Source organism: Terriglobia bacterium, assembly GCA_020073185.1.
Classification (GTDB): Bacteria; Acidobacteriota; Terriglobia; order Terriglobales; family Acidobacteriaceae; genus JAIQGF01.
Window position 1 is genome coordinate 1 of sequence record JAIQFT010000058.1, and the last position, 25641, is coordinate 25641.

Consider the following 25641-nt stretch of genomic DNA (forward strand, 5'->3'; position numbering starts at 1 on the left):
AGAAGACGGTGCGGCCCTGATTCATGAGCCATTGTGTACTCTCCTCGCATTCGAATCGCGGCAAGCCCGAAATGGCTTCAACTTATTGCGCAGCTACTACTTGCAGCCATCACCTTGCAACTTAACCGGACAGCAGTGAGTCGGAATAATTGAAGTACGTCGTGCTGTTATTGTAGGTGGCGATGTGCTGTGGTCCGGCGTAAATCTCGATGCGATTGGGTACGCCATCGCTCGCCCTGACTTCCACGACGGCGCGGCCTGCCAGATCGTACACGAAATCGACGCTGGTGCCGCTGTTGGTTTTGCGCACCCGATGTCCGGCAGCGTCGTAGACGTAGCTGGCAGAGGCTGCGCCCGATACCGAGATCAGCCGGTTCTCGGCATCGTAGGAGTAGTTGTAGATGTGCCCGGCGCCGTCGTTGAAGCTGGCGACGTTGCCGGCGATGTCGTAGGTGAAGCCACTGCCCACGATCCGATTGTACGCATCGAAGGCATACTGGGGCGATGGACCTCCGGGTGAATTCTGCTGCCAGCGGTTGCCAAAGCGGTCGTAGGCGTAGGTGGACGTTATTATGTTGCCCCCGACGTGCGATGAGGAGACCTGGGCCACCAGCCCGCAGTCTGGAAACGCGGCGCGGGTAGGCAGCGGCCTTTACTAATTCTTGGCCCAAGCCCACGCGACGATACGCCAACCAGCCACGCTTTTTTGCAGGGCAACCGTAAACATCGAGCCGTTCTCTTTAACCACCTTCCCTTTTTGCTTGTAGGTGTAGTCCGCAGGACCTACCACATAGGCACGGTCTGCCGTGATATCGACGTGCCGGAGGGATCCGAGCGTGACCACACCGTCGGTTATGCCGTTCTTCTTGGCGTCGGCGTCATAGTCATTCGCCCACTTCGCACATCCGCCGGAACCGTGCCACTCGTAGGGCGGGAATTCGTCGATGATGGAGGTTTGCTCCGCGCACGCCGCCACCAGAGTCTTGGTGTCACCCTTGTTGAAAGCGTCAGCGAACTGATGCACATGCGCCATGACGGCGGTTTTGTCCTGTGCGGCGGTTGTGCCCTGCGCCAAGGCGGCCAGGGCGAGCGCGATGAATATTCTGCGCATTCTTCCTCACTCCTTTGTGAGCGGCGTTGTGTGGAGTAATGTAACAAGTAACCGGCGTGACTGCGGACCTAGTCGTTGATAACAGCTGCGCAACGCCCGAAAATGGCTATCCATCACCAGCTAGGCAAGCTATGATCAGCCACGTCGTCAGTCCCTAGGCGGCTAAAGCCGTACTCTTTCTTCGGACATTTACGGACGGCCTGAAGGCCGTCCCCTTCAAGAGCCGGAGTTGACTTAGATCTTCTGCACTCTCTGCACGTCGTGCACGCCGGGGATTTTGCGCAGGCCGCCGACCACGCGCTCCAGGTGCTTGAGGTCCTCGATATCCAGGACGATGTCAATGGTCGCCTGGCTGTTGGCGGTGCGGGCCTCGATGTTGCGGATGTTGATGTTCTCGTCGCTGATGAGGGCGGTCATCTGTTTGAGCATGCCGCTGCGGTCGTCGCAAAAGACGGTGAGCTTGACGGGGAAGCCCCCGTCCTGGCCGTCTTCCTTGCGCGGGCGCGCCCACTCCACGTCAATGCGGCGGTCGGACTCGTACATCAGGTTCACGACATTGGGGCAACCGCGGGCGTGCACGGCGACGCCCTTGCCGCGGGTGACGTAGCCGACGATGTCCTCGCCGCGAATGGGATTGCAACATCGGGCGCGGTAGACCAGCAGATCGTCGTGGCCCTTGACGGTGATGGCGCCGCTTTCGCCGCCAAAGACGCGGCGCAGCAGGCCGCCGGGCTTTTCTTCCGGGGTGACCTCCGGGGTCGGCTCAGCGGCGGTGGTGGGCGCCAGCCGCGCCAGCACCTGGCGGGAGGAAAACTTGCCGTAGCCGATGGCAGCCATGAGGTCGTCGGGGCGGCCAAGCCCCATGTCACTGGCGACTTTCTGGTACTGCTGGTCGGAGATGCCTTTCATCGGCACGCGGTACTTGCGCGCTTCCTTCTCGATCAGCTTGCGGCCAATTTCAATGGCGCGCTCGCGCTGGTGGACGTTGAGCCAGTGCTTGATCTTTTGGCGGGCGCGGCTGGACCGGACCAGCGCCAGCCAGTCGCGGCTGGGCTTGTGACCGGTCTGGGTAACGATCTCCACGATGTCGCCGCTCTTCAACTTGTAACGCAAGGGCACCATGCGGCCGTTCACTTTCGCGCCCACGCAGGCGTGTCCGACCTCGGTGTGCACGGTGTAGGCAAAATCAACGGGCGTGGCGTCGCGCGGCAGCACGACCACCTTTCCCTTGGGCGTGAAGGTATAGACTTCTTCCGGATAAAGATCGATCTTCAGGGTGGAAAGGAACTCGTTGGGATCGCTGACGTCGCGCTGCCACTCGACGACTTGGCGCAGCCAGGCGAGGCGTTGCTCGTCGCGCGCGGAGACCGGGCCGTCCTTGTACTTCCAGTGGGCGGCAATGCCCTCCTCGGCCATCTTGTGCATGTCCTCGGTGCGGATCTGCATTTCAAAGGGGTTGCCATTGTCCGCGATCACCGAAGTATGCAGCGACTGGTAAAGGTTGGGACGGGGCATGGCGATGTGGTCCTTGATGCGCCCCGGCACCGGCCGCCAGAGATTGTGAATCATGCCCAGCACGGCGTAGCAATCCTGCACCGATTGGGTGATGACGCGCACCGCGAGCAGGTCGTACATCTGGTCCACGGTGATGCGCTGCCGCTGGATTTTCAGGTGAATGGAGTACAGGCGCTTGATGCGGCTTTCGACGCGCGCCTGAATGCCGGCCTCCTTCAGCTTCTCGCGGAGGATGCCCTCGATGTGCGCCAGGAACTGCTGGCCGGATTTACGACGCGCCTCGACCGCCTCGTGCACCTGCTGATAGGCGATGGGATCAACGTAAGGGAAGGCCAGGTCTTCCAGTTCACCGCGGATTTTGCCCATGCCGAGGCGGTGGGCGATGGGAGCGTAGATTTCCAGCGTCTCGCGCGCGATGGCCAGGCGCCGCTCCTCCGGCAGGTGCTGCAAGGTGCGCATGTTGTGCAGGCGGTCGGCCAGCTTGATCAGGATGACGCGGATGTCGTCCACCATGGCGAGCATCATCTTGCGCAGGTTCTCGGCCTGGCGCTCCTCGCGGGTGTGGAAGTCAATCTTGCCGATCTTGGTGACGCCCTCGACAATGTGCGCCACCTGCTCGCCGAATTCCTTCTGGATTACCTCGATGGTGACGGAGGTGTCCTCGACCAAGTCGTGCAGCAGCCCAGCCGCGATGGCGATGGTGTCGAGCTTGATCTCCGCCAGCACGCAGGCGACTTCCAGGGGATGAACCAGGTAGGGCTCGCCGGAGGCGCGGGTCTGGCCGGTGTGATAGCGGAGGGAAAACTCGTAGGCCTTCTTGATGAGATCGAGGTCGTCGTTGGGCCGGTAAGCGGCGACCTGCTTCATCAGGTCACGGAAACGCGTGACCCGCAAGACATTGGTCGCGATCTGCTGGCGGAAGGTCGCCATACTTGATTATAGCCGGAAGAGGTTCTTGGCACTCGGTGCTCGGTTGCCGGTAAACTGCGAACCGCTTGGGCAGTCGCCGGCAGAGCTGCCCATTGACACCCCTGCGGGCGCGGCGTAGGCTGTCAGCCGCTCCGATAGCCTGACTTGGGGTGGGCCCTTCCTGACGCGCTGACCTACGTAAATTCATTCGGAATCAATCACCACGAAGCCTAAAACAGGAGAACGTATGCGCAGAATTCTTGTCTTGCTCGCTGTTTTTGCCCTGCTCGCCTGCCCCGCCATAGTTTGGGCGCAGGCGGAAGAAATGCATGGCCCGCCAAAGATCCTGGAAATCATCCGGGAAGATTCGAAGCCGGGTAAGACCACTGCCCATCGCAAGCATGAGGCAATGTGGATCCAGGCAGTGGTCAAGGCCGACCCGAAGATTCCACACATGCTGACCATCAGCTCGGTAACCGGGCCGGACGAAGACTGGTTCATGATGGGGTTTGACAACTTCGCGCAATTCGAGAAGTCGAATGAGGCGTTCGAGAGCAATGCGGCTCTGGCGCAGGTGATGGCTACTTACTCGGCGAAGGAAACGGATTTTGTATCCGAATCCAGGACGGTAGTTGCCAGATACCGCCCGGAATTGAGCTACAAGCCGGAATTCACGCTCGGCGAGTACAAGTACTTCAATGTGCTTATCGTCCGCTACAAGCTGGGCTCCAGCCCGGAAGGGGTGCACAAGATCGTGCAGGCCGCGCGCGAAAAGGCCAACCCAAACTATCACCAGGTGACCTACGAGGTGACCTCGGGCATGCCGGTGGGCACGTACCTTTACTTCACGCCGATCAAGAGCCTGGCGACCTGGGACGAGCCGCCAAACAAAGCCTACAGCGAGGCGCTGAAGGAGGGCCACTTCATGGAGGAGGTGGGCAAGACGGTGCAGTTCGTCGATTCCCGGCTGTTCGCTTTCAGTCCCCGCATGAGCTACGTATCGGAGGAAGTGGCCAAGGCGGACCCGTCGTTCTGGCATCCGAAGACCGAGATGGCCAAGGCGCCGGCGGTGAAGGCGGCGACACCAGCGGCAAAGAAGGAAATGAAAACGGAGAAACAATAGCCGTAGAGAGGCTCTTTTTGGCTGCGGGGCGAAATTCTGAACTGATTTACCTGGCTTCAAATTCAGCGATGGAGGATAGAGAATAAATGAGGAAACTAGCTTTTGCTTTAGCGGTGTTGGCGCTGTGCGTGTCGACCACGATGGTGGTCCCGGCAGCGGCGCAGAATTACACGGATTCGGCGGCTTCGGGTCCGCCTCCGCTGCTGCAAATTTTTCGCGAAGAAGTAAAGCCGGGAAAAGGGCCGGCACACGAGAAATCGGAAGCGTCCTGGGCTGCCGCCTATAAGAAAGCCGACCTGAAGTATTACTACGTGGGTACGACAACGATGAGCGGGCCATCGGAAGCATGGTTCTTCAGCGCCTACAGCAGCATGGAGGACGCGGAAAAGGCGACCGCCGCGCTGGCCGCTAACAAGAGCGCCCAGGCGGATGTGGATCGCATTAATGCCACCGATGGCGACCTGTTGACCGGCTCTCGCTCCTGGTACGCGTTCTACAGTCCTGAGCTCAGCTACCGTCCGAACTTCAACCTCGGCGAATACAAGTACTTCATGGTGGACACCTACCGGATCAAGCTCGGCCACTACGAGCAATTCGCGGCCATGCGCAAGGCGGTCAACGCGGCGCACGAAAAGGCCGGACTCGACGAACACATGCTGGTGTACAACGTCGGCTTGGGCGCACCCGGCGGCACCTATCTGGTGTTCGAGCCGATGAAGTCGCTCAAGGAATGGGACGAGGCCGGCAAGACGCACGGCAAGGGCTCGGCCTACTACGAAGCCGTCGGCGATGACGGTCGGAAGATGTTCACCAGCTTTTTGCGCGATGACGAGCAGTTCTTCGTGCGCGACTTCCTAGCCATCAATCCGGCGATGAGCGTGGTGTCGGAAAAGGTGGTGGCGGCCAACCCGAGCTTCTGGAAGCCGAAGACGGAGATGGCCAAAGCGCCGGCCGCCAAGAAGGAACCGATGAAAACGGGGAAGCCGTAGTTTTTTGGTTGCCAAAGATTGCCGCCCGGTCGATGAGGCCGGGCATTTTTTTAGTCAGTCAGTCTTTGGGTCTATCGGTCCCCCAGATGTAGCACGCCGAAGGACCGAGAGACTGATAGACCCGCTCGCAGTCGTTCCATCAGCTACTATGTTGCGCATGAAGGCTCTCGTCACCGGCGCTTCGGGATTCATCGGCTCGGCGCTGATGCGCGCGCTGCGCGAGGCGGGACACGAGTCCGTCGCGCTGGCGCGTCGCGCACCGCGTCCCGGCGCTGCCGAAATCCAGTGGGACCCGGCGGGCGCCATCGACGGCACGAAGTTCAGCGGCGCCGATGCGGTGGTGCACCTCGCGGGTGAGAGCGTAGCGGGGCGATGGAGTGAAGCGCGCAAGGCGCGCATCCTCAACAGCCGGGTGCAGGGAACGCAGACGGTGGCCGCGTCGATGGCGCGGGCGACGCCGCGTCCGCGGGTGCTGGTGAGCGCGTCGGCCAACGGCATCTACGGCGACACGGCGGACAGGATCGTGACCGAAGCGCAGCCACCGGGATCAACTTTTCTCGCCGAGGTCGGACGGCAGTGGGAGAACGCGACGCGCGCCGCGAGCGAGGCCGGGATTCGCGTCGTCATGTTGCGGATCGGCCTGGTGCTGAGCGGCGAAGGAGGCGCTCTGCCGCGGATGCTACCGCCGTTTCGCATGGGAGTTGGCGGACGTCTCGGCGATGGGCGGCAGTGGATAAGCTGGATCGCACTGGAGGATTTGCTCGCCCTCATCCTGCACGCGCTGGCCAATGAGTCGGTGCGCGGGCCGGTGAATGCGGTCGCGCCCAACCCGGTCACCAACGCGGAGTTCACGCGCGCGCTGGGGTCGGTCCTGCACCGGCCGACGCTGTTTCCCGTGCCCGCGTTCGTCGTGCGGACGGTGTTTGGCGAGATGGGACAGGAGTTGCTTCTGGCGAGCAATCGCGCGCTGCCGCAAGCGGCCTTGACTAGCGGATTCCAGTTTCGCTATCCGGAAATCAAGGGCGCGCTCGAACACGTGCTGAACCAGGCGAAATAGCCGCCCTTATTGCAGGCCGAAGCGGGACAGCACGAAGGTCAGCACCATGACGGCGAGTACGATGCTGGTCACCCCAACGTACTTCCAGTCGTGGTCCACCCAGAAGGCGTAAATGGAGACCACGACCCGCAGCACCGGCGTAAGAATGAGGAGCAGGCTCGCCACCAGCATCAGGGCGAAGGGATCGAGGGCGGCGAGACCGTGCACTACATCCGAGACGTGGTAGTGCTGTCGCACCCACTCAGGAGTAAGAGGAAAATGAGTGCGCAGCATGAGAGCCCGGACTACGCCCAGGACGAACATCGCAGTGCTGACCAGCATTCCCACCAGCAAGACCCGGTACACACCCGCATAAACATTGGCACCCACCGCGCCCACCGGCCGGTTCTTGGTTGTTTTTTCCATCAGCTCCCCCACCCTGCGTTAGGCAGATGAACGTGGAAGCGCAGCAGCAGCGCTTTGGCCACCAGGCCGTAGGCCATGTAGGTCATGAGCACGGCAAAGACCCACTTCAGCGAGACGCTGTGCAGGCGGTTCATGATCATGGTGCCGATGGTGGCGCCGACGGTGGTGCCGATGGCGACCGGCGCCACTACGGCGAAGTGAATCAGCCCGGCAAGGAAGAACAGGATGGAACCGACGGCGGCAGTCACACCGATCATCAGCTTGCTGGTGCCGACGGCGACCTTCATGGGCACGTTCATGTAGCGGTTCATGGCCGAAACCTTCAGCACGCCACCGCCCACTCCCAGCAGTCCCGAGGCCACGCCCGCTAGAAACGAGATGAAGGCGCCGATGCCGCTGCCGCAGACGATGTACTCGACCTCCGTTTTCGCCGCCTCGTCGTAGTAATCGCCGCGCAGGTTGAGCCAGGAGGCGAGGCGGTCGGGACGTGCCCGGCCAAACTCGCCGCTGGCGATCCGCTCGTCGTCCAGGTTGCGCGTGCTGTAAGCCGCCCACGCCATGTAGGCAAGCATGACGGCGAACACCAGCAGCATCACCCATTCGCCCAGGTAGAGTGCCAGCACGGCTCCGGAGAGCGCGCCCACGGTCGTGGCGATCTCCAAGAACATGGCCAGCCGGAGATTGGTGATGCGCTGGTCCACGTAGGAGGAACCGCCGGCGTTGGAGGTGGCGATGACGGAGACGATGCTGGCGGCAACCGCGATCTTAATCGGCAGGTGAAACAGCAGGACCATGACGGGCACGATGAAAATCCCGCCGCCGACGCCGAGCAGAGCGCCCAGGAATCCCGCGGCTGCCGCTGCGCCGAACAACTCGGCCACTGAGCGTAACGTGTAGATCATCTTTGGAAAAACATTTTGACCGCTACCACGACCAGCAGGACAGCAAACCCCTTGCGTAGAATTGGACCGGATAAGTGCTGCACCCATTCTCCGCCCAGCCATCCCCCAACAACGATGCCGGCGCCGATCACCAGCCCCAGCTTCAGGTCGGCCTCGCCGCGGCGATAATACTGAAGGAAAGCAAGAATTCCGGTGGGGGGCAGCAAAATCGCCAGCGAGGTTCCTTGGGCAAGCTTCTGGTTCATCTTGAAGCCATAGAGGAGCAGCGGCACCAACACTACGCCTCCGGCCACGCCCAGCAAGCCCGAAAAAATGCCGACCACAATGCCGACCAGAAGACCCCAGATGATCCACATAGGCACCTCGAACGTTAGTGTTGAATTGGCGCTTTGAAGATTGCGGGATCGATAGGAACGTTCAGCTTGATGCTGAGAACGTTGCTGCTTGCCCGGTGCGTTGGAGTAGCAGAACGTGCCGGTATCTGGTCGGACTCCTGGACGGTGTGAAACGGGAAAATCAGGCCGCCATCCACCATTCGAAAATCCGAGTACGACGCAGTTATTCTGAGAATCGCGCCGCTTATCTTGTGTACGCGCACTTGCTGCAGCAGAAAATAACTCTGTGCGTCGAAGTAGTTGTCGACGTAGTTGTCCTCTGCATATGACAGGCGAACAACGAGCATTTCGCGGCCGCTCACACGCTTGGCCCCGCGAAATTCCGCCTTCTTGAATCTTTCTCGCCAGTGGAGGGGGAAATCGAACATCGGCACGCACATACTTTCGAACAGCTTGCCCTTTGTCTCCTGCCGAAGGCCGAGTCCTCCCACTGCGTACCATGCACGCTGTCCATCGCAACCGCTTGCATCAACTCCCCGCCGGCCCGCGTATTCGGTGATGGAAACGTGCCGGTTCGGCGCCGCGCTGTAAGTTTCCAATACTCCGGTCTGGTTCGCCCGCACCGGCATTGTCGAGACGATTAAATTGGGATTGAGTTCCCCGCTCACCTCTGCCTTGAGCTCCATCGTGTGCACGGCTTCGTACCGCTCCCGGCCTCCGGTGGCTGCGATGTACTTTTCCATGATCTCCTCCGCGGTGGGAGTTGGCGCAGTCTGTGCTGAAGAAATAACGACACAGACGATAGACATGAGAAATGTGCAAGCAAATCTACGAAGGATGCGCATACCTGTTCTCGGCGAGAAATTGTAGGCTAACAGCACTCCGCAGGCAGACCTAATTCTGAGCGAGAAAGGCGTTGGGTACAGCGTACAGCGGCGTTGCCCTGAGGCTCACAGCGCGATCCACCCGGCGCGGATGGCAAGGATTGAACTGACCGCCACCACCAGCCACAGCAGCACGCCCTGGATCAACGGGCGCGCGCCCACCTGCTTCAAGGTGGCGCGCGATACGCTGCTGCCGATCAGGTAAAGAGTGGCCGTCAAGCCGATAATTCCCAGCCGCCATAGTCCGTGAAACGCCGGCGTCCCCGCGGGAATCAAGGTGTTCGCCACCGCGGCGAGCACGAAGAAAAGGATGAACCAGGGCCAGGGGACGCGCAATTCCTGCGCGCTGGAGTTGGCGCTGCCGTTGGAGGCGTCCATGCGGCGTTTGACTGCCGCGGTGCCCAGCGTCATGGGGACAATCCACAGCGCGCGCGCCAATTTCACCGTGGTCGCAACGGCGAGTGCGAGGGCGCCGTACTTTGCCCCGGCGCCCACTACCGAGCTGGTGTCGTGGATGGCGAGCGCGGCCCACAGCCCGAATTGCGATTGCGTCAGGTGCAGCGCCGCGCCGATGGCGGGAAAGATCAGCAGCGCGATGGAATTGAGGATGAAAACGGTGCCCAGCGCGACCGACATCTCATCCTCGTCGGCGGCGACCACCGGGGCGACCGCGGCAATCGCGCTGCCGCCGCAGATCGCCGTGCCCGCCGAGATCAGGAATCCGGCGGTGAATGGCACCCGCAGAACGCGCGCCAGCGTCAACCCGACCAGCATGGCAAAGGAGATGCCGACTGCCGTGTAGATGAAGCCGGAGCGTCCGGCTCTGACGACCTCCTGCAGGTTCATGCCGAAGCCCAGCCCGACGACCGAGGCTTGCAACAGGTATCGGGTGAAGGGCTGCGTCTGCTTGCGGAATGGGTTGCTGACGCTGAGCCCGAGCGCCAGCCCAACCGCCAGAGCGAGCGGCGGCGACGCCCATGGGCTGAGAACAAATATTAGACCGGCAATGAAGAGGACTTGAGAAACAATCTTCATGTGACGCGGGTGGATGCCAAGTAGCTCGGTAGCCGTAGCCCGGCATGACCTCACCCGGAATACGGACTACGATCCTCACAGTCCAATGTAACAGACAAATAGCGCAGCGCTGGCGTGTCGCCGCCCCAAACGTGTATTCTTACCGCCGCGTCAAGTATGGGGGGAGGCAACTATGAAGAAACTGATGGGCCATGCGCTGGTGCTGCTTTGCGCGACGGCGATGGCCGCGCAGCAAGGGGGCTCCAGTTCGAACCCGGTCAGCGACAGCGTGCGCGCCATGATCGGGCGGCAGGCAAAGAACCTGACTGCCGCGGCCGAGGAAATGCCGGCCGACAAATACGGGTACAAACCAACCGAGCAGCAGATGACGTTCGGCACCCTGGTATCGCACGTCATCGGGTCGAACAATTTTCTGTGCGCCAAGCTCACCAGCCAGGCCGCGCCAGCGGAGAAAGTCAGCGACAAGGATCCGAAGGACAAGCTGGTCACACAACTGAAAAGCTCGTTCGACTACTGCGAGACGGCGCTGAAGGGCGTGCAGGATTCCCAACTCGGCGAAGGGGTCACCCTGTGGGGAGGCCGCAAAGCGAACAAGGCGGCGGCGCTGATCGGGCTCACCAACGACTGGGCCGATCACTATGGTCAAGCGGCGATGTACCTGCGCCTGAACGGCATGCTGCCGCCCACGGCGAAGAAGATGCCGCAGAGTGGGGCAAAGGAATAGCGGCGTGTGAATTTGAAATGGTAGTCCGTTGTCGGTAGTCCGTAGTCCGCACCCGATGATTCACGGATTACCGACTACGGGCTACGGACTCTTTTGCATCGCAGTGGCGTTGCGCGCATCCAACGACGCAGGCCGTCCCAGGCTCACAACTGCTTGTGACAACGCCAGTTAGGCCTCGTAAAAGCCCCGTTCAGCGATCAATTCCCGCCGCTGAGCGTTTCCTGCCGCGGCGGGCGGCCCCGCAGTGTTCTAATGTCTTGAACGAGAACGATGGCGACTGTTGCTGTACGACTCCGGCGCAGCTATAACGCGATCCATCGCCGCTCCCGCGAGTGGCAGATGATCGCCAAGGCGCTGGTGTCCACCCGTCATCCGGTGCTGGCGCACATTATCCCCATGCGCCGCTGCAATCTCTCCTGCGCCTACTGCAACGAGTACGACGCGACCTCCAAGCCGGTGCCGCTCGACACCATCTACCAGCGCATTGACAAGCTAGCCTCGCTGGGCACCACCATCATCACTATCAGCGGCGGCGAACCGCTGCTCCACCCCGGGCTCGACGAAATCATCCGGCGCATCGGCCTGCACGGCATGATCGCCGGGCTGATCACCAACGGCTACCTGCTGACGGCTGACCGCATCGAGCGCCTGAACCGCGCCGGGCTCGAACATCTGCAGATTTCGATTGACAACGTCACCCCCGACGAGGTCTCGAAGAAGAGCCTCAAGGTGCTCGACAAGAAGCTGCAACTGCTGGCCGAGTATGCCGAGTTCCACGTCAACATCAATTCCGTGGTCGGGGGCGGCATCCACAATCCGCACGACGCGCTGGTCATCGGGTTGCGCGCGCGCCAGTTGGGATTCACCTCCACCGTCGGCATCATTCACAACGGCGACGGCCAACTCCAGCCGATCAGCGGCGCCGAGCGCGCCATCTACCACGAGATGAAGAAGCTGGAAAAGGGCAGCTACTCGCGGATTAACCAGTTCCAGGACAACATCGCCAACGGTCGCCCCAACAACTGGCGCTGCCGCGCCGGCGGGCGCTATCTCTACATCTGCGAAGACGGCCTGGTGCACTACTGCTCGCAGCAGCGCGGCTATCCGGCCAAGCCGCTGCTGGACTACACGCTGGCCGACGTCCGCCGCGAATACTTCACAGAAAAAGGCTGCGCGCCGCACTGTACCGTGTCGTGCGTGCACCAGGTTTCCTACCTCGACTTCTTCCGCGCCCCGCAGACCACCCAGCCCATTCCGCCCTCGACGGACGAGGCGCCGGATCTGGTGCAGATCCAGACGGACTAGTTTCCGGTTTCCAGTTTCCAGAAGAGTTTCGAGTTTCGGTTGGAGTGCGCTCACCCTCGAGCGCGAAGGTGTGGCACACCCGCCCTCGCGTGTGCGGAACTGGAGACTGCTTTTACGCTGACGCCGCCTGGCCACCCAGCGGCAGGAAGTACTGCGTCCCCCGCACCGGCTCGCTGACCTTGCGCAACAGCTCCTGCAAGTCCTCGTTACGGTCCACGAAATCAATGTCCGAGGTATTCACGATCAGCAGATCGCTGGCGCTGTAATGAAAGAAGAAGTGCTCGTAGGCCTTGGCGACCTCTTCCAGGTAATCGTCGTTGATTGCCATTTCCGCCGCCGCGCCCTTTTTCTTGAGGCGCTTTTTCAGCACCTCGGGTGTGGCTTGCAGGTACACCACCAGGTCGGGCGCCGGCACCTGGGCGCGAAATTCCGTGTAATAGCGGTTGTAGATTTCCAGCTCGGCATCGGTCAGGTTGAGGCAGGCAAAGAGCTTGTCTTTTTCGAAAATGTAGTCGGCCACCACGATGCGCCGTGACTTCGCTCCCACATCCAGCGCCTTCAACTGCTCGAAGCGCCGCACCAGGAACGCCATCTGCGCCTGGAAGGCCGCGCCGCGCTCGCCGTCGTAGAAGGCGCGCAGGAACGGATTGTCCTCCGGCTCCGAGATGCGTTGCGCGTGCAACCGCTCCGCCAGCACCCCGGCCAGCGTGCTCTTGCCGACGCGGATAGGACCTTCGACTGCGATGTAGCGGGGTAGCTCGAAAAGATTGGCCATGTGACCGGGTCGTCCTTGGAACTGGGCGCAGCATAACCCGCAACTTTGTCGGAAGCAATTGCGGATTGAGTAAACGCTCTGGTCGATCAGTCTGTCGGTTTGTCGGTCAGTCAGTCCCTCGAAGATGCATATCGAGGGACCGAAAGACCGATAGACTGAAAGACCAATGGACCGTTTACAATAACAGGGAATGATCCTGCCACTTCTCGCCGGCGTCGCCGCCGCTGTGACTGCCGGGTACAACACCATGGCGCCGCGGTCGCAACTCTTCGGCCGCACCTTTGTTGGCGAGAGACGACCTTCCCGCCGCCTGGCACTCACCTACGATGACGGCCCCAACGATCCGCACACGCTCGACCTGCTCGAGGTGCTGGCGCGCTACAACGTTCGCGCCACGTTTTTCATGATCGGCAGCTTCGTGCAGCAACGGCCGGAAATCGCCCGCGCCGTCGCCGCCGCCGGACACGCGATCGGCAACCACACCACCACGCATCCCAACCTGATTTTTCGCCATCACCGCGAGGTTTGCCGGGAAATCGAAACCTGCGAACGCGCGCTCGACGAGGCCGGCGTGGCGCACTCCAGCCTGTTCCGTCCGCCCCACGGTGGCCGCACTCCGACCGTGCTGCGCGCCGCGCGCCGTATGGGGATGAAGCCGGTGATGTGGAGTGTGACTGCCTGGGACTGGAATCCGCACCCCGCGGAGAAAATCGCCCGCCTGGTACATCGCCAGATACGCGGCGGCGACGTCATCCTGTTGCACGATGGCGGTCACCTGCGCGTGGGCGCCGACCGCTCCGCCACTGTCCGCGCCACCGACCTGATGCTGCAGCGCTACCTCGGCGAGGGCTACCAGTTTTTCACAATTCCGGAGATGATGGGAGCTGCACAAACCAATTAACCACGGATCGCCGCCGATCGACACGGATAAGAACGATCCGTGTTCATCCGTGTGAATCCGTGGTTCAGTCTTTCTTTGGGCTATTTTCCGCGCTTCAGCTTCTTCGACTTCTCCTCCACCCCGCGCGCCAGCTTTTCCTTGTGCGCTTTCAGGTGGCGCGCAATCTCGGGGTCGGCGAGCGCCAGCATCTGGGCCGCGAGGATGCCGGCATTGGTCGCGCCCGGTTTGCCGACCGCGACCGTCGCCACCGGAATTCCCGCCGGCATCTGCACCGTGGCCAGCAGGGAATCCAGGCCGCCGAGCGACGTGGAAGGAATGGGCACGCCGATCACCGGCAACGTGGTTTCGGCGGCGATCACGCCCGCCAGATGGGCCGCCCCGCCCGCTCCCGCGATGATCACCCGGATGCCGCGGGAGGCCGCGTTGCGCGCGAACTCGCTGGTGCGCGCCGGCGAGCGGTGCGCCGAGGTCACGTCCATTTCATACGGGATACCGAACTCATCGAGCGCCTTGCCGGCCTCGCGCATGATCTCCAGGTCGGAGTCGCTGCCCATGACGATGGCGACCACTGGTGTCTTTGCCATTCCATCCTCTTGAAAAAATCAACCGCAACGTACGCCAAGTCCGCGAAGGTCAACGATTGCCTTTGCGTGCCTTGGCGTCCCTTGCGGTAAGCAATTACTTCCTCAGCGCGCGCGCGCCGATGTCCTTGCGGTAATGCATGCCGTCGAAGCGGATCTTGGCGCAGGCGGCGTACACGCGTTCGATCGCGGTCGGCAAGTCCGCGCCGCGAGCGGTTACGCCCAGCACCCGCCCGCCCGCGGTGTAGTACACGCCGTCGCGCCGGGTGGTTCCGGAATGAAAGACGACCACGTTTTCCATGGCCTCGGCTTCTTCGAGTCCGAAAATCTGCTGGCCGGTTTGGTACGCGCCCGGGTACCCGCCCGAGGCCAGCACCACCGTGACCGCCGCATCGTTGGACCAGCGAAAATCGCCGTCGCTGACGCGCCCCTCGCTGGAGGCAATGAACGCGCCCAGCAAATCGCTGTTTAGCCGCATCACCATCGGCTGCGTTTCCGGGTCTCCGAAACGCGCGTTGAACTCCAGCACCATGGGCCCGCGCGCGGTCATGATCAGCCCGCAATAGAGGATGCCGCGGTACTCCGCCCCTTCCTCGCGCATGCCCGCCACCACCGGACGCGCGATGTGGTTGACCAGCCAGTCACGCATCTTGTCGTCGACCAGCGCGGGGATGGAGTAGGCGCCCATGCCGCCGGTGTTGGGCCCGGTGTCGCCGTCGCCTACGCGCTTGTGGTCCTGGGCCGCCACCAGCGGGGTGACGCGCTCACCATCGCTCAAAACCAGGAAGGAAATTTCGTCGCCTTCGAGAAACTCCTCCAGCACGAGGCGCGCCCCCGCCTCGCCCAGCATCTTGCCGCTGAGCATCTCGGACGCGGTCGCCAGCGCCTGCTCGCGGCTCTTGGCAATAACCACGCCTTTGCCCGCCGCCAGCCCGTCCGCCTTGACCACGACCGGTGCGCGGAACTGATCCATATTTCTGCGCACCTCGTCCATGGTATTGCAGGTCGCGTAGCGCGCGGTGGGAATGCGGCGCCGGTACATGAACTCCTTGGCGAAGCTCTTGCTTGACTCCAGCCTGGCCGCCGCCGCCGTCGGGCCGAAGATGCGCAACCCGCGGCGCTGGAATTCGTCCACGATGCCCAGCGCCAGCGGTCCCTCGGGACCGACCACGGTCAGATCTGGCTGGATGCGATGCGCCGCTTCCAGCAGTGAATCGAGGTTGTGCACGTCGGCGGGCACGCATTCCGCCGCGGCGCAAATACCGCCGTTACCCGGCGCGCAATACACCTGGTTCACACGCTTGGACTGCCGCAGCTTCCACACCAGCGCGTGCTCCCGCCCGCCGCTACCGATGACCAGGACTTTCATGTGCCGCCCAGAGTACAGGTTTCACGTTTCACCTTTCAAGTTCGCATTCCCACGTTTCCAATTCCCGCCGACGCACCCGAAGCGCGGAGCCGCCGCTGGGAATCCCTACTATACTGACGCTAAGGTGCGAGGGAGGGCGGATGGGAACGAAGGTTCCATACGGCAACCACCGGTCTTTGGAGGGGATGCACAGCACCGTCGAGGTGCCGCACCATCAAGCCGGCTTCTGGGAGCAGTGGCGGGCTTTCGTCGGGCCGGCGATTCTGGTCAGCGTCGGCTACATGGACCCGGGCAACTGGGGGACGGACCTGCAAGGCGGCGCTCAGTTCAAGTACGGACTTTTGTGGGTGGTTGGCCTGGCCAGCCTGATGGCCATCTTCATGCAAGTAATTTCCGCTCGCTTGGGCGTGGTCACCGGCAAGGATCTCGCCCAATGCTGCCGCGACTGGTATCCCACCTGGACCCGCTGGCCCAATTGGATGATGAGCGAGGTCGCCATTGGCGCCTGCGACTTGGCGGAGGTGCTGGGCAGTGCCGTCGCCCTCAACTTGCTGTTCCATATCCCGCTGCTGTGGGCGGTCATCATCACCGGCTTGGACGTGCTGCTCCTGTTGGCCTTGCAACAGTTTGGAGTACGCACCATCGAGGCCATCGTCCTGCTGTTGGTCGCAACCATCGGCGTGTGCTACTTCATCGAGATCTTCGTTCTCCCGCAGACCCACCCCAGCTTTCTGGAGATGGGACGGACCCTGGTGTCGCCCCACTTTCGTCAAGCGGGGATGTTATACGTCGCCATCGGCATGATCGGTGCGACCGTGATGCCCCACAACCTGTACCTGCATTCGGCCTTGGTACAGAGTCGCCAGTTGCAGAAGGACGAATTGTCCGTTCGTCGTGCGATCCAGTTCAACACCATCGACTCCATCGCCGCCCTGACCATCGCCTTCTTCGTCAATGCCGCCATTCTGGTGCTGGCGGCGACGGTGTTCTTCGGCAAGGAAAGCGTGACCGTAGCCGGCGGCCAGGTGGTCAAGTTCAGCGCCGACAGTGATTGGATTCGGGTCGCTTATCTGACGCTGGCGCCGTTGCTGGGAACCACCGCTGCCAGCACGCTGTTTGCGGTGGCGTTGCTGGCCAGCGGCCAGAGCAGTACCATCACCGGCACCCTGGCCGGCCAGGTCGTGATGGAAGGTTTCATGCATTGGCGCATCCAGCCCTGGGTGCGGCGGCTCATCACCCGCACGCTGGCCATCCTGCCGGCAGTCTTGATTATTGGCCTCCGGGGCGACAGCAGCGTCACCGATCTGCTAACCCTCAGCCAAGTGGTTCTGGCCCTGCAGCTTCCGTTCGCCATGTTTCCGCTCCTGCACTTCACCAGTTCCCGCAAGCGAATGGGGACTTGGAAGAGCGGTTGGATTCTGTTGCTTGCCGGTTGGGGCAGCGCAATTCTGATCACCGCGATGGACATTTATGGGCTGCCGGACTCGCTCAAAGCTGCGTGGCAGGTCATCACCGGCGGATGACGCCCGTACGTCAGAAACGGAAACAAGCCATGTACGAAAAGATTCTCGTGACCTTGGACGGCACCTCCAGCGATCGGGCGATTATCGAACACGTCAAACAGCTCGCCCAGCTCGCGCACAGCCGCTTAGTATTGCTTCATGTGGCCGATGGATGGGCGGCTAGAACTTACGGCCCGGACGCGGTCAGCCCTGAGATCGCCGAAGACGCTGCCTACTTGGAAAAAGTCCGGGCCGAGTTTCAAGCCATGGAAATTCCCACCGAGGCGGAGCTTGCCTACGGCGAACCGGTCAAGGAAATCATCAAATGGATTCAGCACAAGGGTTGCGATCTGGTGGCAATGAGCACACATGGACACCGTTTTCTTGCCGATATTTTTCTCGGCACCACAGCCACCCGGGTTCAGCACAGTATCAGCGTACCCGTCCTTCTTCTGCGAGCGAAATGAAGCGTGCGACGAAAACACGATGACTCAGCCTTGGTCGGTGGCGCTCCTGTTATTGCTGGCGGGCGTCGCAATTTACGCCCCGGCGCAGCAGGACCAGCGGGAGGAACCCGCAGCCAATCCCGCCAGACCAACCGTCTCCACGCCCGCAACCCTCACTCCGGCTGGCTACTTTCAATTGGAAACCGGGTTCCTGGGCGCATGGCACTCTCCCGAATTCTCTTCCCAGTCAAGCTTCAATGAGGTAGTGAAGTTTTCTATAACCCGCCGGATCGAATTGTTAGCCGCGGCAGGACCGTTTGCCCATTCCCGCGTTGGAAATCAAACCGCCAATGGGACGGGAGACGTGGCGCTGGGAGTGCAAGCAGTTGTCCACCAGGGAGAAGGCGTGCGGCCGACAATCGCAGTGAGCTATTTCCGCCGCGTGTACAGCGGAGACGCACCCGACCTCGATATTGGCAGCGCCAGAAACTCCGTCCTCCTGCTGGCCAGCGCGGACGTAAAAGGCTTTCACTACGACACCAATTGTCTCTTCAACGAAGTCATCGACAACGCGATTCACCGCGCCCAGTTCGGGCAGACGCTCTCGGTTTCGCATCCTCTCGTAAAGAGACTTGGGATATCCGGGGAAATATGGCATTTCACTCAGCCCTTTCTCCGCGGCCATGCCGTCGGCAACTTGTGGGCGCTGAATTACAACCTGCGGAAAAACCTGGTGCTCGATGGCGGTTTCAGCCGTGGGCTCACCAGTACATCCATGCGGTGGGAAGTGTTTCTGGGATTTACTTATCTGCTGCCGCATAAAGTCTCGGCGAGGAGCACACCGGCCCATTAGAATTGCGCCCATGGAAATCCCCAACATCGAGTCGTTCCTGCCGTATTACAAGAGCGTCCGCGAGCGCACCATGCGCCTGGCGCGTGTGATTCCGGCGGACAAGCTGGATTGGACCTACGCCCCTGGGAAGTTCACCCTCGGCGACCTGCTGCGCCACATCGCCGCCATCGAGCGTTATCTGTGGGCCGAACTTGTGCAGGGCAAACCGAGCCGCTACCACGGCTGCGGGCGCGAACTGGCCGACGGCTACGACAACGTGCTGGCCTTCGTCGAACGCCTGCACGCCGAGTCGGTCGAAATCTACTCACGCCTCACGCCCGACGACTTGAAGAAGAAATCCGCCACACCCGACGGCTCTCCCATCAGCACATGGAAGATTCTGCGCCTGATGGTGGAACACGAAATCCACCACCGCGGCGAGATTTATGTCTATCTCGGAATGCTGGGCGTGCCAACACCGCCACTGTACGGAATGACGTCGGAACAAGTGAAGGAACTGAGCGCGAAAGCGTGATCGGTAGCTGGTAGATCGTAGCCGGTGGTTGGGTCTTGGTACGTAGTAATTGGAATGCGAGGGATTCTGATTCGAATCGCAAATACCAAGTACCAACTACCTTGCGCCGACCGCGGTGGGCTGCGCTGCGTGCTTGGCTTTCACGGCCGCCTCCACCCGGTTTCTCCCGTTGTTTTTCGCGCGGTACAGCGCCTGGTCCGCCGCCTCGATTACCAACTCCGGCGCGCTCGAGCGCGCGGTCGCCTCCGCCACCCCGATGCTGACGGTCACCGCCGTCCGCGTTTTCGCGCTGCCCACCGGACGCCGTCCCGGCTGCGCGTAACGTCGTTCGTCGCGGCGCCGCTGGCTGCGGTCCGGCCCGCGAACCATGAACGTCGATCGCTCGATTGCCGCCCGCAATCCTTCCAGATGTTCCAGGCACTGTGCGGCCCTCTGCCCGGCAAACACGATGGCGAACTCCTCGCCGCCGTAGCGAAACGCGCGGCCCCCGCCGCTCACCTGCGCCAGAGGAGCGGCAACCATGCGCAGCACCTGGTCGCCGGTATCGTGGCCGTAGGTGTCGTTGAATTTCTTGAAGTGGTCCACGTCCACCATCGCGATCGAGTAGGTGTCCCGCAGCGTGAGCAGCGCCTGGTTGAACGCGCGCCGCCCCGGCAGCCCCGTCAGCTCATCATGAAACGCCAGCAGGTACGAAGTCTCCACCAGCGCGGCGGCAAACATCAGCACGCCCGTCGCCAGGTACAGTGACGACGCCCGCCCCGGCGACGCCGCATGCAGCCCGGCGAACGCCGCCCACACGCTCCAGAAGAACGCCCAGTCCACCGGCTTGCGCAGCAGCGTCATGCGCATGCCCAGCCACGCTGCCGCTGCCGCGAACGTCAGCAGCGCCAGTTGCGGCAAGGGCGTCCAGGCGAACAGGCCCGGCGGCAGATATGCGCGCTCCGCCCAGCGCGCAAATTCGAGATTCTCCGGGCGCGCCAGCACCACTACGCCCACCGCTTGCATGGACAGGATTCCCAGGCCCGATCCCACCGACGTTAGCGTCAACCCGCACTCACCGATCACCGAGAAGAACACCAGGTTCAGCGGCAGCAGCAGCGCCAGCAGCGCGAATCCCGCATTGGCCGCGGGCGGCGAAGCGTGTCCCAGCATCGCCAGCGCGCGCTCTCCCAGGCACAACACAATCGCGGCAAACAGGGCCCGGCTGGAGTGGAACCGCCATGCCATGGTAAGCGCGCCGAACATCGCCGCCCACAGCAGGAAGTTGACCACCGCGGGCGCCGTGGCGTGCGCTTCCGGCACCTGCGCCAGCACCAGCGCCGCCAGCAACAGCGCGCCTCCGGGCACGACGAACGAAACCAATGTCCTGGCTGGGGCCGAGTTCACGGCCACGCCTCCTTGCCACGACTCCACTCAATTATGTGTGCTGGATTGCTGCTGGACAGGTGACTTACGGGGTACATCAAAGGGGAAGAATCCGCCTTCCATGCACAACAGCGACAATCACGACCTCGGTTTCTTCGACGCGATAGATTATGCGGTAGCTGTAGGCCTGAAGTTCACGCAGGCATAAGTCATCGAACTCCGGAACCTTGCGTCCCTGCTCTGGAAATTGCGCGAGGCTGCGGGTCAGATCAATGACTCTCCTCACCACGGCTTTCGCGTAGGAAGGAGAGTCGGCAGCGATGAAAAGGGCAATTGCACGTCAGCAAGTGCGCGTGGCGACCAAACTACTCGGTGAGCCATGCCGAAAGCCGCGCTTCCACTTCAGACTGCGGAATCGTGCCCTGCTCCTGCGCTTCCGCCAACCCACGCCGGACCTTCTCCAGAACGTACAGGTGATACTGGATGTCCTCCAGGGTGCAGTCTTCCGGCAGCTTATTCAGCAGGAGCTCGACATCATGTTTGGCAGTGCTCATAGTCTGCGAGGAAGATTATCACAAGCATTGGGCTCCCCTGCAGGCTGGCGGTCTCTTCGATACAATATCCCCATGCCGACCACCGACGACATCATGGAGCGCCTCCGCAACTGCTACGACCCGGAAATCCCGCTCAACATTGTTGACCTGGGCCTGATCTACAACGTGCAGGTGGAAAACGAAGGCGACGTGATCGTGGACATGACGCTCACCGCCCAGGGCTGCCCCTCGCACACCGAAATCAGCCGCGACGTGCGCACCACCCTGCTGAGCACGCCCGGGGTGAATACCTGCAAGGTGAACGTCGTTTGGGACCCGCCCTGGACCCCGGACCGCATCAGCTCCGAAGGCCGCCAGAAGCTGGGCATCGAGGAATGATCAGGTGAACTGAAAGCCTTCGGGATATCAAGAACCTGCTTCAATTCTTTCGCTGGCCACCCGTTCGCAGGACACCAGATCGCCCGATGTCTAGAGCACCCGATTCCAGCCTACGTTTGCTAGAATAGTCCTACCCCACTCGGTACTCAGTACGTTGTACTCGGTACCGGCTCTTCCGTCGGGACGTGGCGCAGCCTGGTAGCGCACTCGCTTGGGGTGCGAGGGGTCGGCAGTTCAAATCTGCCCGTCCCGACCAATCCTACCCGCCCAGCGCCTTGCGCGTGCAGCCCTCCATCAAGTTCAGCGTTCGGAATTCGGACCCTCATCACCTTCCCTTCTCTTCTGCCAACAGGTCCTTCGGCTTCGCTCAGGATTTCGCCTGACATGGCCCGCGTGGGCAACGGGAGCGGTGTTCTCTCCGGCCGTAGCGAGATATACTCCTGCTCACAACGGATAGAGCAAAGTTGTTTGTACCCGGTCGGCCCCGCCCGTAGTGTCCCATGGACGAACAAGATCGTAAACCAACCCCGGACGATGTAACGAGCGGTGGATTCAGCCCCGCGACAGCCACGGCGAGCCGCGGCGGTCAGGCGGCCAAGCCACAGACCGCCCCTACGCCCGCCAGTGGGACGAACCAAGGCACTTACTGCAACAGAGTTCTCGCAGTCAGACTGGCCAAGTCGTAGAAAAACGCGCCGGCCGTGGCTTGCTTCTCGTCATCTTGGAGTGCCAGGCGCGCCTCAATCCGCGACTCCATTTCCGCCAACTCTGCCGACGGTGCGCGCTCCGCTAATTCCTTCAGGAGCAGTTGGTGCGCCTGCTTCCGCTCCATGACTTCAAGTCCGTCGAGCACCTGACGATGTGAAGTACCTTCCCAGATGGCGAGGATCATGGCTTCCCGTAACCAGCGTTCGACGCCGAACTCCTCCAGCACGCCCAAGCCGCCGTGCGCCTCCATGCCCCACTTCGCCGTCTGCACCGCGAATTCCGCGGTCCAGTATTTGGCCAAGTGCGCCACCAAACGGAAGAGGTGATATCGCTCCGAGTATGGAGCGCGCTCCTGCCAGACCGAATCCAGCAGACGCACCGCATACCAGGCCAGGGCGCAGGCGCCGCGGAGATCGCATAATCGCTGCTCGAATTGTCGCGAGAAGAGCGGATGCTCGATGATGGGCCGGCCGAAAGCGACTCGCTGTCGAGCGAATGCCAATACATCTGACATGGCGCGCTGAGCCAGCACCGCGCTGCCGACACTGTTGGCGACCCGAGAGAGGTTTAGGACTTCCAAGATCAGGTATATTCCGCGATCGGCTGTACCCAATAACCAAGCTTCACTGCCGCGCAATTCAACTTCCCCGGTAGGCACCGATCGGGTGGCAATCTTATCTTTCAGCCGCCGGATCGTGTAGTTGAGCTGTCCGTTTTCACGGAGCCGGGGGACCAGAAACAGCGCCAAGCCGCGGACGTCACGCGGTGCGCCTTCAGGTCTGGCCGCAACGACGGCGAGCTCCGCACCGGCATTGCTGGCAAAGTATTTGTCTCCGCTAAGCAGCCAGCGCGAGCCATCCTTGCGAGCGACGGTTTCCACCGCGGCACCCAGGTCCGATCCGCCCTTGATCTCCGTCATCCAGGTGGCGCCCTGCCACACCGCATCGTCCCGGCGCAGCATCTGGGGAAGAAAGCGGTCCCTGACTGCGTCATCTGCATACTTTGACAAAGGCGCGGCTGTGGAGAGCGAAACCGTATACGGACACGCGAGCCCAGGATCGTAGAAGCCGGTTACATAGATGAAGAGGTATGCCGGGATCAGCGACCGATCTTCAAAGCTCCGCCAGAGCAATCCGGAGCGATAGCCCTGCTTCAGCATGCGCCAGTACTCTGGCGCGTAGAGGATTTCATCGACGCGCCGGCCGCTTTGATCGAACATGCGTAGCCAGGGTGTCCGCGCGCGATCGGTCGCTTCGGAGATGGCTTTCCCTTCGCTCTCCCACCAGCTTTCATACTCGCGTAAAGCGTCATGATGCGGAAAATCGGGAAACACATCTTCCAAGAATGTGGTTGGCGAGCGAAGGCTTTCGAGTTTCATGCGACCTCCCCGGAACACGGACCCACCAGGAACTTCCGGGCGCCGCCATTCTACCCAGTTCCGCGCATGCGGACTACGATTCGGCGGCTGGTACCTGGTATCGGGCGAATCGGAGTGGGCCTGGTTGTGTACGTCCGGGTCACAAGAAGAAGGATTCCTATGGCGCGACTCCGTCAACCCGTGCTGGAGGATCTGGACGTACACCTATGACAGTTTCAATCGGTTGAAGACAGCCGTAGCGACGAATACCGGCTTGGGATGCAGTTGGGACTACGACCGCTACGGCAATCGCTGGCACCAGAACGCCTACAACGGATCGTGCCTGACGCCGACATTCACCTTCACGCAGCCAAATAACCGCATGGACGGCTACAGCTACGATGCGGCCGGGAACCTCCTCTCGGACGGCACGCACACCTATGTTTACGATGCCGAGAACCGGATCATTTCGGGGGATAATGGCAGCTTCGCATACGTTTATGACGCACAGGGGCGTCGAGTGAAGCGGACCGGGACAGAGAGCGCGGAGTACTTGTACGATCTCGGCGGCAGCGCCGTGACCACGCTGAGCGCCACGGATGGATCCTGGATACGTGGCGAGATTTACGCGGGCGGGCACCATATCGGCACGTACGCGGACTCGACCACCTACTTCACCCATGCGGATTGGCTGGGGACCGAGCGCGCGCGTACGCAAATGGATGGTGGTCTGCACCAATCGTGCACGAATCTGCCCTTTGGCGACGTACAAAGCTGCACGGGAAGCGATCCGAGCCCACGCCACTTCACCGGCAAAGAACGCGACAGCGAGAGCGGGCTGGACTACTTCGGAGCCAGGTACTACGGCTCGACCATGGGGCGGTGGCTGTCCGCCGATTGGTCATCGACGCCACTTCCGGTGCCATATGCTGACCTGACAAATCCCCAAACACTCAACCTATACGGGTATGTTGCCAACAATCCGATCGGACACGCGGATATCGATGGGCACGACGGCGATGATAAGAATGGTGGAGCTGTACCGAGCGAAATGACATGTGGGTCAGGGGGACCGTCAAGTGGATGTGTCGGTCAGCCGCAACCCCAGAGTCAAGAGTGGTCCCTAGAATGGCAGGTTAAAGCTTCGTCGAGGTTCTTGGGGCAGGAAGTGAAGGGGGCGTGGGAGGCAACTGGTGGAGCAATGCTTGATCTTGGCAAGTCGTTGCTCAACGGGGAAGCAGAAAAGAATATTGTCACAACGGCAACGTGGCTTGCGACGAGCCCAGGAAGGATAGGTGAAGCGCTTAAGGAGGGAGGTCACGAAATAGCCCAGACGGCGCAAGCGGCCAAGTCCGGCGATCCACATGCAATCGGCGAGGTAGTAGGGATAGTGGCTGCGTTGGCGTACACTGCGGGAAACGTAAGAATCCGAGCACCATATCCAAACAGTGGAGGGGGCGGACTTAACGTTCTGAACACGCCGACCAGAGGCAGCCACATGCAGTTCGATATTGCCCCGATTCAAAAGGGTGGCCCGTACCGACCTCACGTCGACATTACAATAAAGAAACCAGGCGTTCCGTCCGGCCCAGGAAGCAACCTCATCAGGCCGATACGCCACTGGCCATGGCAGTAAAATATTTATGGAAATAGAGACTAAGAAGCGCCTCGCTGTTGTTCTCCGGGCGGCTGCTAGCCAGACGATTTCCGAACCCGATTTTTGGGAGAGGTTCAATGGCATTGAGTCGCCTTCCGACGACCCTTTTTCCAAGATTGCGTATCAAACGGCCGTACACTTTTGGGGAACTTTTCATGAGAAGAACCTATTGCTAATGCCAACTAAACCCGACCGCTATCAGGTCAGACAAGGGAGGGACCAGCTGAATCTCATTGCTGAAGCGCTTGAGGAAAACTGGCTATACTCCGAACTCATGCGCAAATTAGATGACATCTGACTTAGTGATAGCTAAGAGGCAGGTGACACACTGACCTGCCCCCTTACTCCGCACAGTTGAGACTACGTCAACTTCCATCCTTTTCACCG

27 protein-coding genes, 1 tRNA gene and 1 pseudogene are annotated in these 25641 nt (G+C 61.4%); 14 read left to right on the forward strand and 15 right to left on the reverse strand.

The window, feature by feature from the left end; translation table 11 throughout:
• Positions 1 to 121: 121 nt before the first annotated feature.
• From LAN64_17015 to LAN64_17025, 3 genes are all read right to left on the reverse strand, one after another.
• On the reverse strand, positions 122 to 610 hold the full coding sequence (locus LAN64_17015; GenBank protein ID MBZ5569531.1) for a hypothetical protein: 489 nt from the start codon (positions 608 to 610) through the stop codon (positions 122 to 124).
• Between the two features lie 45 nt (positions 611 to 655).
• Entirely contained in the window at positions 656 to 1111 is a 456-nt protein-coding gene (locus LAN64_17020; GenBank protein ID MBZ5569532.1) for a nuclear transport factor 2 family protein, read from the reverse strand.
• Positions 1112 to 1345: 234 nt separating this feature from the next.
• A complete protein-coding gene (locus LAN64_17025; protein MBZ5569533.1) occupies positions 1346 to 3556 on the reverse strand; it encodes a bifunctional (p)ppGpp synthetase/guanosine-3',5'-bis(diphosphate) 3'-pyrophosphohydrolase in 2211 nt (736 codons plus the stop codon).
• Positions 3557 to 3782: 226 nt separating this feature from the next.
• Between LAN64_17025 and LAN64_17030 the strand changes: the two genes are divergently transcribed.
• The 3 genes from LAN64_17030 to LAN64_17040 all read left to right on the forward strand — a co-directional run bounded on the left by LAN64_17030 (position 3783) and on the right by LAN64_17040 (position 6704).
• The gene (locus LAN64_17030) at positions 3783 to 4658 is read left to right on the forward strand and encodes a hypothetical protein (GenBank protein ID MBZ5569534.1); all 876 of its coding nucleotides are present in this window, start codon (positions 3783 to 3785) and stop codon (positions 4656 to 4658) included.
• A gap of 86 nt (positions 4659 to 4744) precedes the next feature.
• The gene (locus LAN64_17035; protein MBZ5569535.1) at positions 4745 to 5647 is read left to right on the forward strand and encodes a hypothetical protein; all 903 of its coding nucleotides are present in this window, start codon (positions 4745 to 4747) and stop codon (positions 5645 to 5647) included.
• Positions 5648 to 5804: 157 nt separating this feature from the next.
• Complete coding sequence (locus LAN64_17040; GenBank protein ID MBZ5569536.1) at positions 5805 to 6704, forward strand: TIGR01777 family oxidoreductase; 900 nt, start codon at positions 5805 to 5807, stop codon at positions 6702 to 6704.
• 6 nt (positions 6705 to 6710) lie between these two features.
• On the opposite strand, the gene LAN64_17045 is transcribed toward LAN64_17040, so the two are convergent.
• From LAN64_17045 to LAN64_17065, 5 genes are all read right to left on the reverse strand, one after another.
• Entirely contained in the window at positions 6711 to 7109 is a 399-nt protein-coding gene (locus tag LAN64_17045; protein MBZ5569537.1) for a DUF1634 domain-containing protein, read from the reverse strand.
• Positions 7109 to 8011: a sulfite exporter TauE/SafE family protein gene (locus LAN64_17050; GenBank protein MBZ5569538.1), complete on the reverse strand. Its 903-nt coding sequence runs from the start codon at positions 8009 to 8011 to the stop codon at positions 7109 to 7111. The genes LAN64_17045 and LAN64_17050 overlap by 1 nt, the downstream gene beginning before the upstream one ends.
• Positions 8008 to 8367 (reverse strand): sulfite exporter TauE/SafE family protein, encoded by a 360-nt coding sequence (locus LAN64_17055; GenBank protein MBZ5569539.1) that lies wholly within the window; start codon positions 8365 to 8367, stop codon positions 8008 to 8010. Before LAN64_17055 ends, LAN64_17050 begins: the two co-directional genes overlap by 4 nt.
• Before the next feature lie 14 nt (positions 8368 to 8381).
• Positions 8382 to 9089: a hypothetical protein gene (locus tag LAN64_17060; GenBank protein MBZ5569540.1), complete on the reverse strand. Its 708-nt coding sequence runs from the start codon at positions 9087 to 9089 to the stop codon at positions 8382 to 8384.
• Between the two features lie 207 nt (positions 9090 to 9296).
• On the reverse strand, positions 9297 to 10265 hold the full coding sequence (locus LAN64_17065; protein ID MBZ5569541.1) for a putative sulfate exporter family transporter: 969 nt from the start codon (positions 10263 to 10265) through the stop codon (positions 9297 to 9299).
• Between the two features lie 172 nt (positions 10266 to 10437).
• Here LAN64_17065 and LAN64_17070 point away from each other — a divergent pair, with 172 nt between their 5' ends.
• On the forward strand, positions 10438 to 10989 hold the full coding sequence (locus LAN64_17070) for a DinB family protein (protein ID MBZ5569542.1): 552 nt from the start codon (positions 10438 to 10440) through the stop codon (positions 10987 to 10989).
• Between the two features lie 270 nt (positions 10990 to 11259).
• On the forward strand, positions 11260 to 12294 hold the full coding sequence (locus tag LAN64_17075; GenBank protein ID MBZ5569543.1) for a radical SAM protein: 1035 nt from the start codon (positions 11260 to 11262) through the stop codon (positions 12292 to 12294).
• Between the two features lie 112 nt (positions 12295 to 12406).
• Here LAN64_17075 and LAN64_17080 read toward each other — a convergent pair whose 3' ends face one another.
• Positions 12407 to 13069 (reverse strand): deoxynucleoside kinase, encoded by a 663-nt coding sequence (locus LAN64_17080; protein MBZ5569544.1) that lies wholly within the window; start codon positions 13067 to 13069, stop codon positions 12407 to 12409.
• Positions 13070 to 13265: 196 nt separating this feature from the next.
• Between LAN64_17080 and LAN64_17085 the strand changes: the two genes are divergently transcribed.
• The gene (locus tag LAN64_17085) at positions 13266 to 13970 is read left to right on the forward strand and encodes a polysaccharide deacetylase family protein (GenBank protein ID MBZ5569545.1); all 705 of its coding nucleotides are present in this window, start codon (positions 13266 to 13268) and stop codon (positions 13968 to 13970) included.
• Positions 13971 to 14050: 80 nt separating this feature from the next.
• Here the strand turns inward: LAN64_17085 and purE are convergent, their stop codons facing one another.
• Together purE and purD are read right to left on the reverse strand one after the other, a co-directional pair.
• Entirely contained in the window at positions 14051 to 14554 is a 504-nt protein-coding gene (purE, locus tag LAN64_17090; GenBank protein MBZ5569546.1) for a 5-(carboxyamino)imidazole ribonucleotide mutase, read from the reverse strand.
• 94 nt (positions 14555 to 14648) lie between these two features.
• Complete coding sequence (purD, locus tag LAN64_17095; protein ID MBZ5569547.1) at positions 14649 to 15920, reverse strand: phosphoribosylamine--glycine ligase; 1272 nt, start codon at positions 15918 to 15920, stop codon at positions 14649 to 14651.
• Positions 15921 to 16060: 140 nt separating this feature from the next.
• Here purD and LAN64_17100 point away from each other — a divergent pair, with 140 nt between their 5' ends.
• The 4 genes from LAN64_17100 to LAN64_17115 are packed head-to-tail and all read left to right on the forward strand — an operon-like array spanning position 16061 to position 19235.
• On the forward strand, positions 16061 to 17443 hold the full coding sequence (locus tag LAN64_17100) for an Nramp family divalent metal transporter (GenBank protein MBZ5569548.1): 1383 nt from the start codon (positions 16061 to 16063) through the stop codon (positions 17441 to 17443).
• Between the two features lie 29 nt (positions 17444 to 17472).
• The gene (locus LAN64_17105; GenBank protein ID MBZ5569549.1) at positions 17473 to 17889 is read left to right on the forward strand and encodes a universal stress protein; all 417 of its coding nucleotides are present in this window, start codon (positions 17473 to 17475) and stop codon (positions 17887 to 17889) included.
• 19 nt (positions 17890 to 17908) lie between these two features.
• Entirely contained in the window at positions 17909 to 18721 is an 813-nt protein-coding gene (locus LAN64_17110) for a transporter (GenBank protein MBZ5569550.1), read from the forward strand.
• A 10-nt stretch (positions 18722 to 18731) separates the two neighbouring features.
• Positions 18732 to 19235 (forward strand): DinB family protein, encoded by a 504-nt coding sequence (locus tag LAN64_17115; protein ID MBZ5569551.1) that lies wholly within the window; start codon positions 18732 to 18734, stop codon positions 19233 to 19235.
• Positions 19236 to 19331: 96 nt separating this feature from the next.
• Here the strand turns inward: LAN64_17115 and LAN64_17120 are convergent, their stop codons facing one another.
• From LAN64_17120 to LAN64_17130, 3 genes and pseudogenes are all read right to left on the reverse strand, one after another.
• Positions 19332 to 20621 carry a GGDEF domain-containing protein gene (locus LAN64_17120; protein ID MBZ5569552.1) on the reverse strand — a complete coding sequence of 430 codons (1290 nt, stop codon included), beginning with the start codon at positions 20619 to 20621 and terminating at the stop codon, positions 19332 to 19334.
• A gap of 76 nt (positions 20622 to 20697) precedes the next feature.
• Positions 20698 to 20981, reverse strand: a pseudogene (locus LAN64_17125) (type II toxin-antitoxin system RelE/ParE family toxin).
• The gene (locus LAN64_17130) at positions 20966 to 21154 is read right to left on the reverse strand and encodes a hypothetical protein (GenBank protein MBZ5569553.1); all 189 of its coding nucleotides are present in this window, start codon (positions 21152 to 21154) and stop codon (positions 20966 to 20968) included. The pseudogene LAN64_17125 and the gene LAN64_17130 overlap by 16 nt, the downstream one beginning before the upstream one ends.
• A gap of 72 nt (positions 21155 to 21226) precedes the next feature.
• On the opposite strand from LAN64_17130, the gene LAN64_17135 reads away from it, so the two are divergent.
• Together LAN64_17135 and LAN64_17140 are read left to right on the forward strand one after the other, a co-directional pair.
• Positions 21227 to 21532: an iron-sulfur cluster assembly protein gene (locus tag LAN64_17135; GenBank protein MBZ5569554.1), complete on the forward strand. Its 306-nt coding sequence runs from the start codon at positions 21227 to 21229 to the stop codon at positions 21530 to 21532.
• 179 nt (positions 21533 to 21711) lie between these two features.
• Positions 21712 to 21788 (forward strand) — tRNA-Pro (locus LAN64_17140).
• Positions 21789 to 22175: 387 nt separating this feature from the next.
• Here the strand turns inward: LAN64_17140 and LAN64_17145 are convergent.
• Entirely contained in the window at positions 22176 to 23618 is a 1443-nt protein-coding gene (locus tag LAN64_17145) for an acyl-CoA dehydrogenase family protein (protein ID MBZ5569555.1), read from the reverse strand.
• A gap of 223 nt (positions 23619 to 23841) precedes the next feature.
• Here LAN64_17145 and LAN64_17150 point away from each other — a divergent pair, with 223 nt between their 5' ends.
• Both LAN64_17150 and LAN64_17155 read left to right on the forward strand, forming a co-directional pair.
• Positions 23842 to 25233, forward strand: a complete 1392-nt coding sequence (locus LAN64_17150) for an RHS repeat-associated core domain-containing protein (GenBank protein MBZ5569556.1) — start codon at positions 23842 to 23844, stop codon at positions 25231 to 25233.
• A 7-nt stretch (positions 25234 to 25240) separates the two neighbouring features.
• Positions 25241 to 25552: a hypothetical protein gene (locus LAN64_17155; protein ID MBZ5569557.1), complete on the forward strand. Its 312-nt coding sequence runs from the start codon at positions 25241 to 25243 to the stop codon at positions 25550 to 25552.
• Positions 25553 to 25641 lie beyond the last annotated feature (89 nt).

Bases quoted from the DNA above. Each gene is read 5' to 3' on its own strand.
- LAN64_17020 (MBZ5569532.1), bottom strand. From the start codon at position 1,111: ATGCGCAGAATATTCATCGCGCTCGCCCTGGCCGCCTTGGCGCAGGGC.
- LAN64_17025 (MBZ5569533.1), bottom strand. From the start codon at position 3,556: ATGGCGACCTTCCGCCAGCAGATCGCGACCAATGTCTTGCGGGTCACG.
- LAN64_17030 (MBZ5569534.1), top strand. From the start codon at position 3,783: ATGCGCAGAATTCTTGTCTTGCTCGCTGTTTTTGCCCTGCTCGCCTGC.
- LAN64_17035 (MBZ5569535.1), top strand. From the start codon at position 4,745: ATGAGGAAACTAGCTTTTGCTTTAGCGGTGTTGGCGCTGTGCGTGTCG.
- LAN64_17040 (MBZ5569536.1), top strand. From the start codon at position 5,805: ATGAAGGCTCTCGTCACCGGCGCTTCGGGATTCATCGGCTCGGCGCTG.
- LAN64_17045 (MBZ5569537.1), bottom strand. From the start codon at position 7,109: ATGGAAAAAACAACCAAGAACCGGCCGGTGGGCGCGGTGGGTGCCAAT.
- LAN64_17050 (MBZ5569538.1), bottom strand. From the start codon at position 8,011: ATGATCTACACGTTACGCTCAGTGGCCGAGTTGTTCGGCGCAGCGGCA.
- LAN64_17055 (MBZ5569539.1), bottom strand. From the start codon at position 8,367: ATGTGGATCATCTGGGGTCTTCTGGTCGGCATTGTGGTCGGCATTTTT.
- LAN64_17060 (MBZ5569540.1), bottom strand. From the start codon at position 9,089: ATGGAAAAGTACATCGCAGCCACCGGAGGCCGGGAGCGGTACGAAGCC.
- LAN64_17065 (MBZ5569541.1), bottom strand. From the start codon at position 10,265: ATGAAGATTGTTTCTCAAGTCCTCTTCATTGCCGGTCTAATATTTGTT.
- LAN64_17070 (MBZ5569542.1), top strand. From the start codon at position 10,438: ATGAAGAAACTGATGGGCCATGCGCTGGTGCTGCTTTGCGCGACGGCG.
- LAN64_17075 (MBZ5569543.1), top strand. From the start codon at position 11,260: ATGGCGACTGTTGCTGTACGACTCCGGCGCAGCTATAACGCGATCCAT.
- LAN64_17080 (MBZ5569544.1), bottom strand. From the start codon at position 13,069: ATGGCCAATCTTTTCGAGCTACCCCGCTACATCGCAGTCGAAGGTCCT.
- purE (MBZ5569546.1), bottom strand. From the start codon at position 14,554: ATGGCAAAGACACCAGTGGTCGCCATCGTCATGGGCAGCGACTCCGAC.
- purD (MBZ5569547.1), bottom strand. From the start codon at position 15,920: ATGAAAGTCCTGGTCATCGGTAGCGGCGGGCGGGAGCACGCGCTGGTG.
- LAN64_17100 (MBZ5569548.1), top strand. From the start codon at position 16,061: ATGGGAACGAAGGTTCCATACGGCAACCACCGGTCTTTGGAGGGGATG.
- LAN64_17105 (MBZ5569549.1), top strand. From the start codon at position 17,473: ATGTACGAAAAGATTCTCGTGACCTTGGACGGCACCTCCAGCGATCGG.
- LAN64_17110 (MBZ5569550.1), top strand. From the start codon at position 17,909: ATGACTCAGCCTTGGTCGGTGGCGCTCCTGTTATTGCTGGCGGGCGTC.
- LAN64_17115 (MBZ5569551.1), top strand. From the start codon at position 18,732: ATGGAAATCCCCAACATCGAGTCGTTCCTGCCGTATTACAAGAGCGTC.
- LAN64_17130 (MBZ5569553.1), bottom strand. From the start codon at position 21,154: ATGAGCACTGCCAAACATGATGTCGAGCTCCTGCTGAATAAGCTGCCG.
- LAN64_17135 (MBZ5569554.1), top strand. From the start codon at position 21,227: ATGCCGACCACCGACGACATCATGGAGCGCCTCCGCAACTGCTACGAC.
- LAN64_17145 (MBZ5569555.1), bottom strand. From the start codon at position 23,618: ATGAAACTCGAAAGCCTTCGCTCGCCAACCACATTCTTGGAAGATGTG.
- LAN64_17155 (MBZ5569557.1), top strand. From the start codon at position 25,241: ATGGAAATAGAGACTAAGAAGCGCCTCGCTGTTGTTCTCCGGGCGGCT.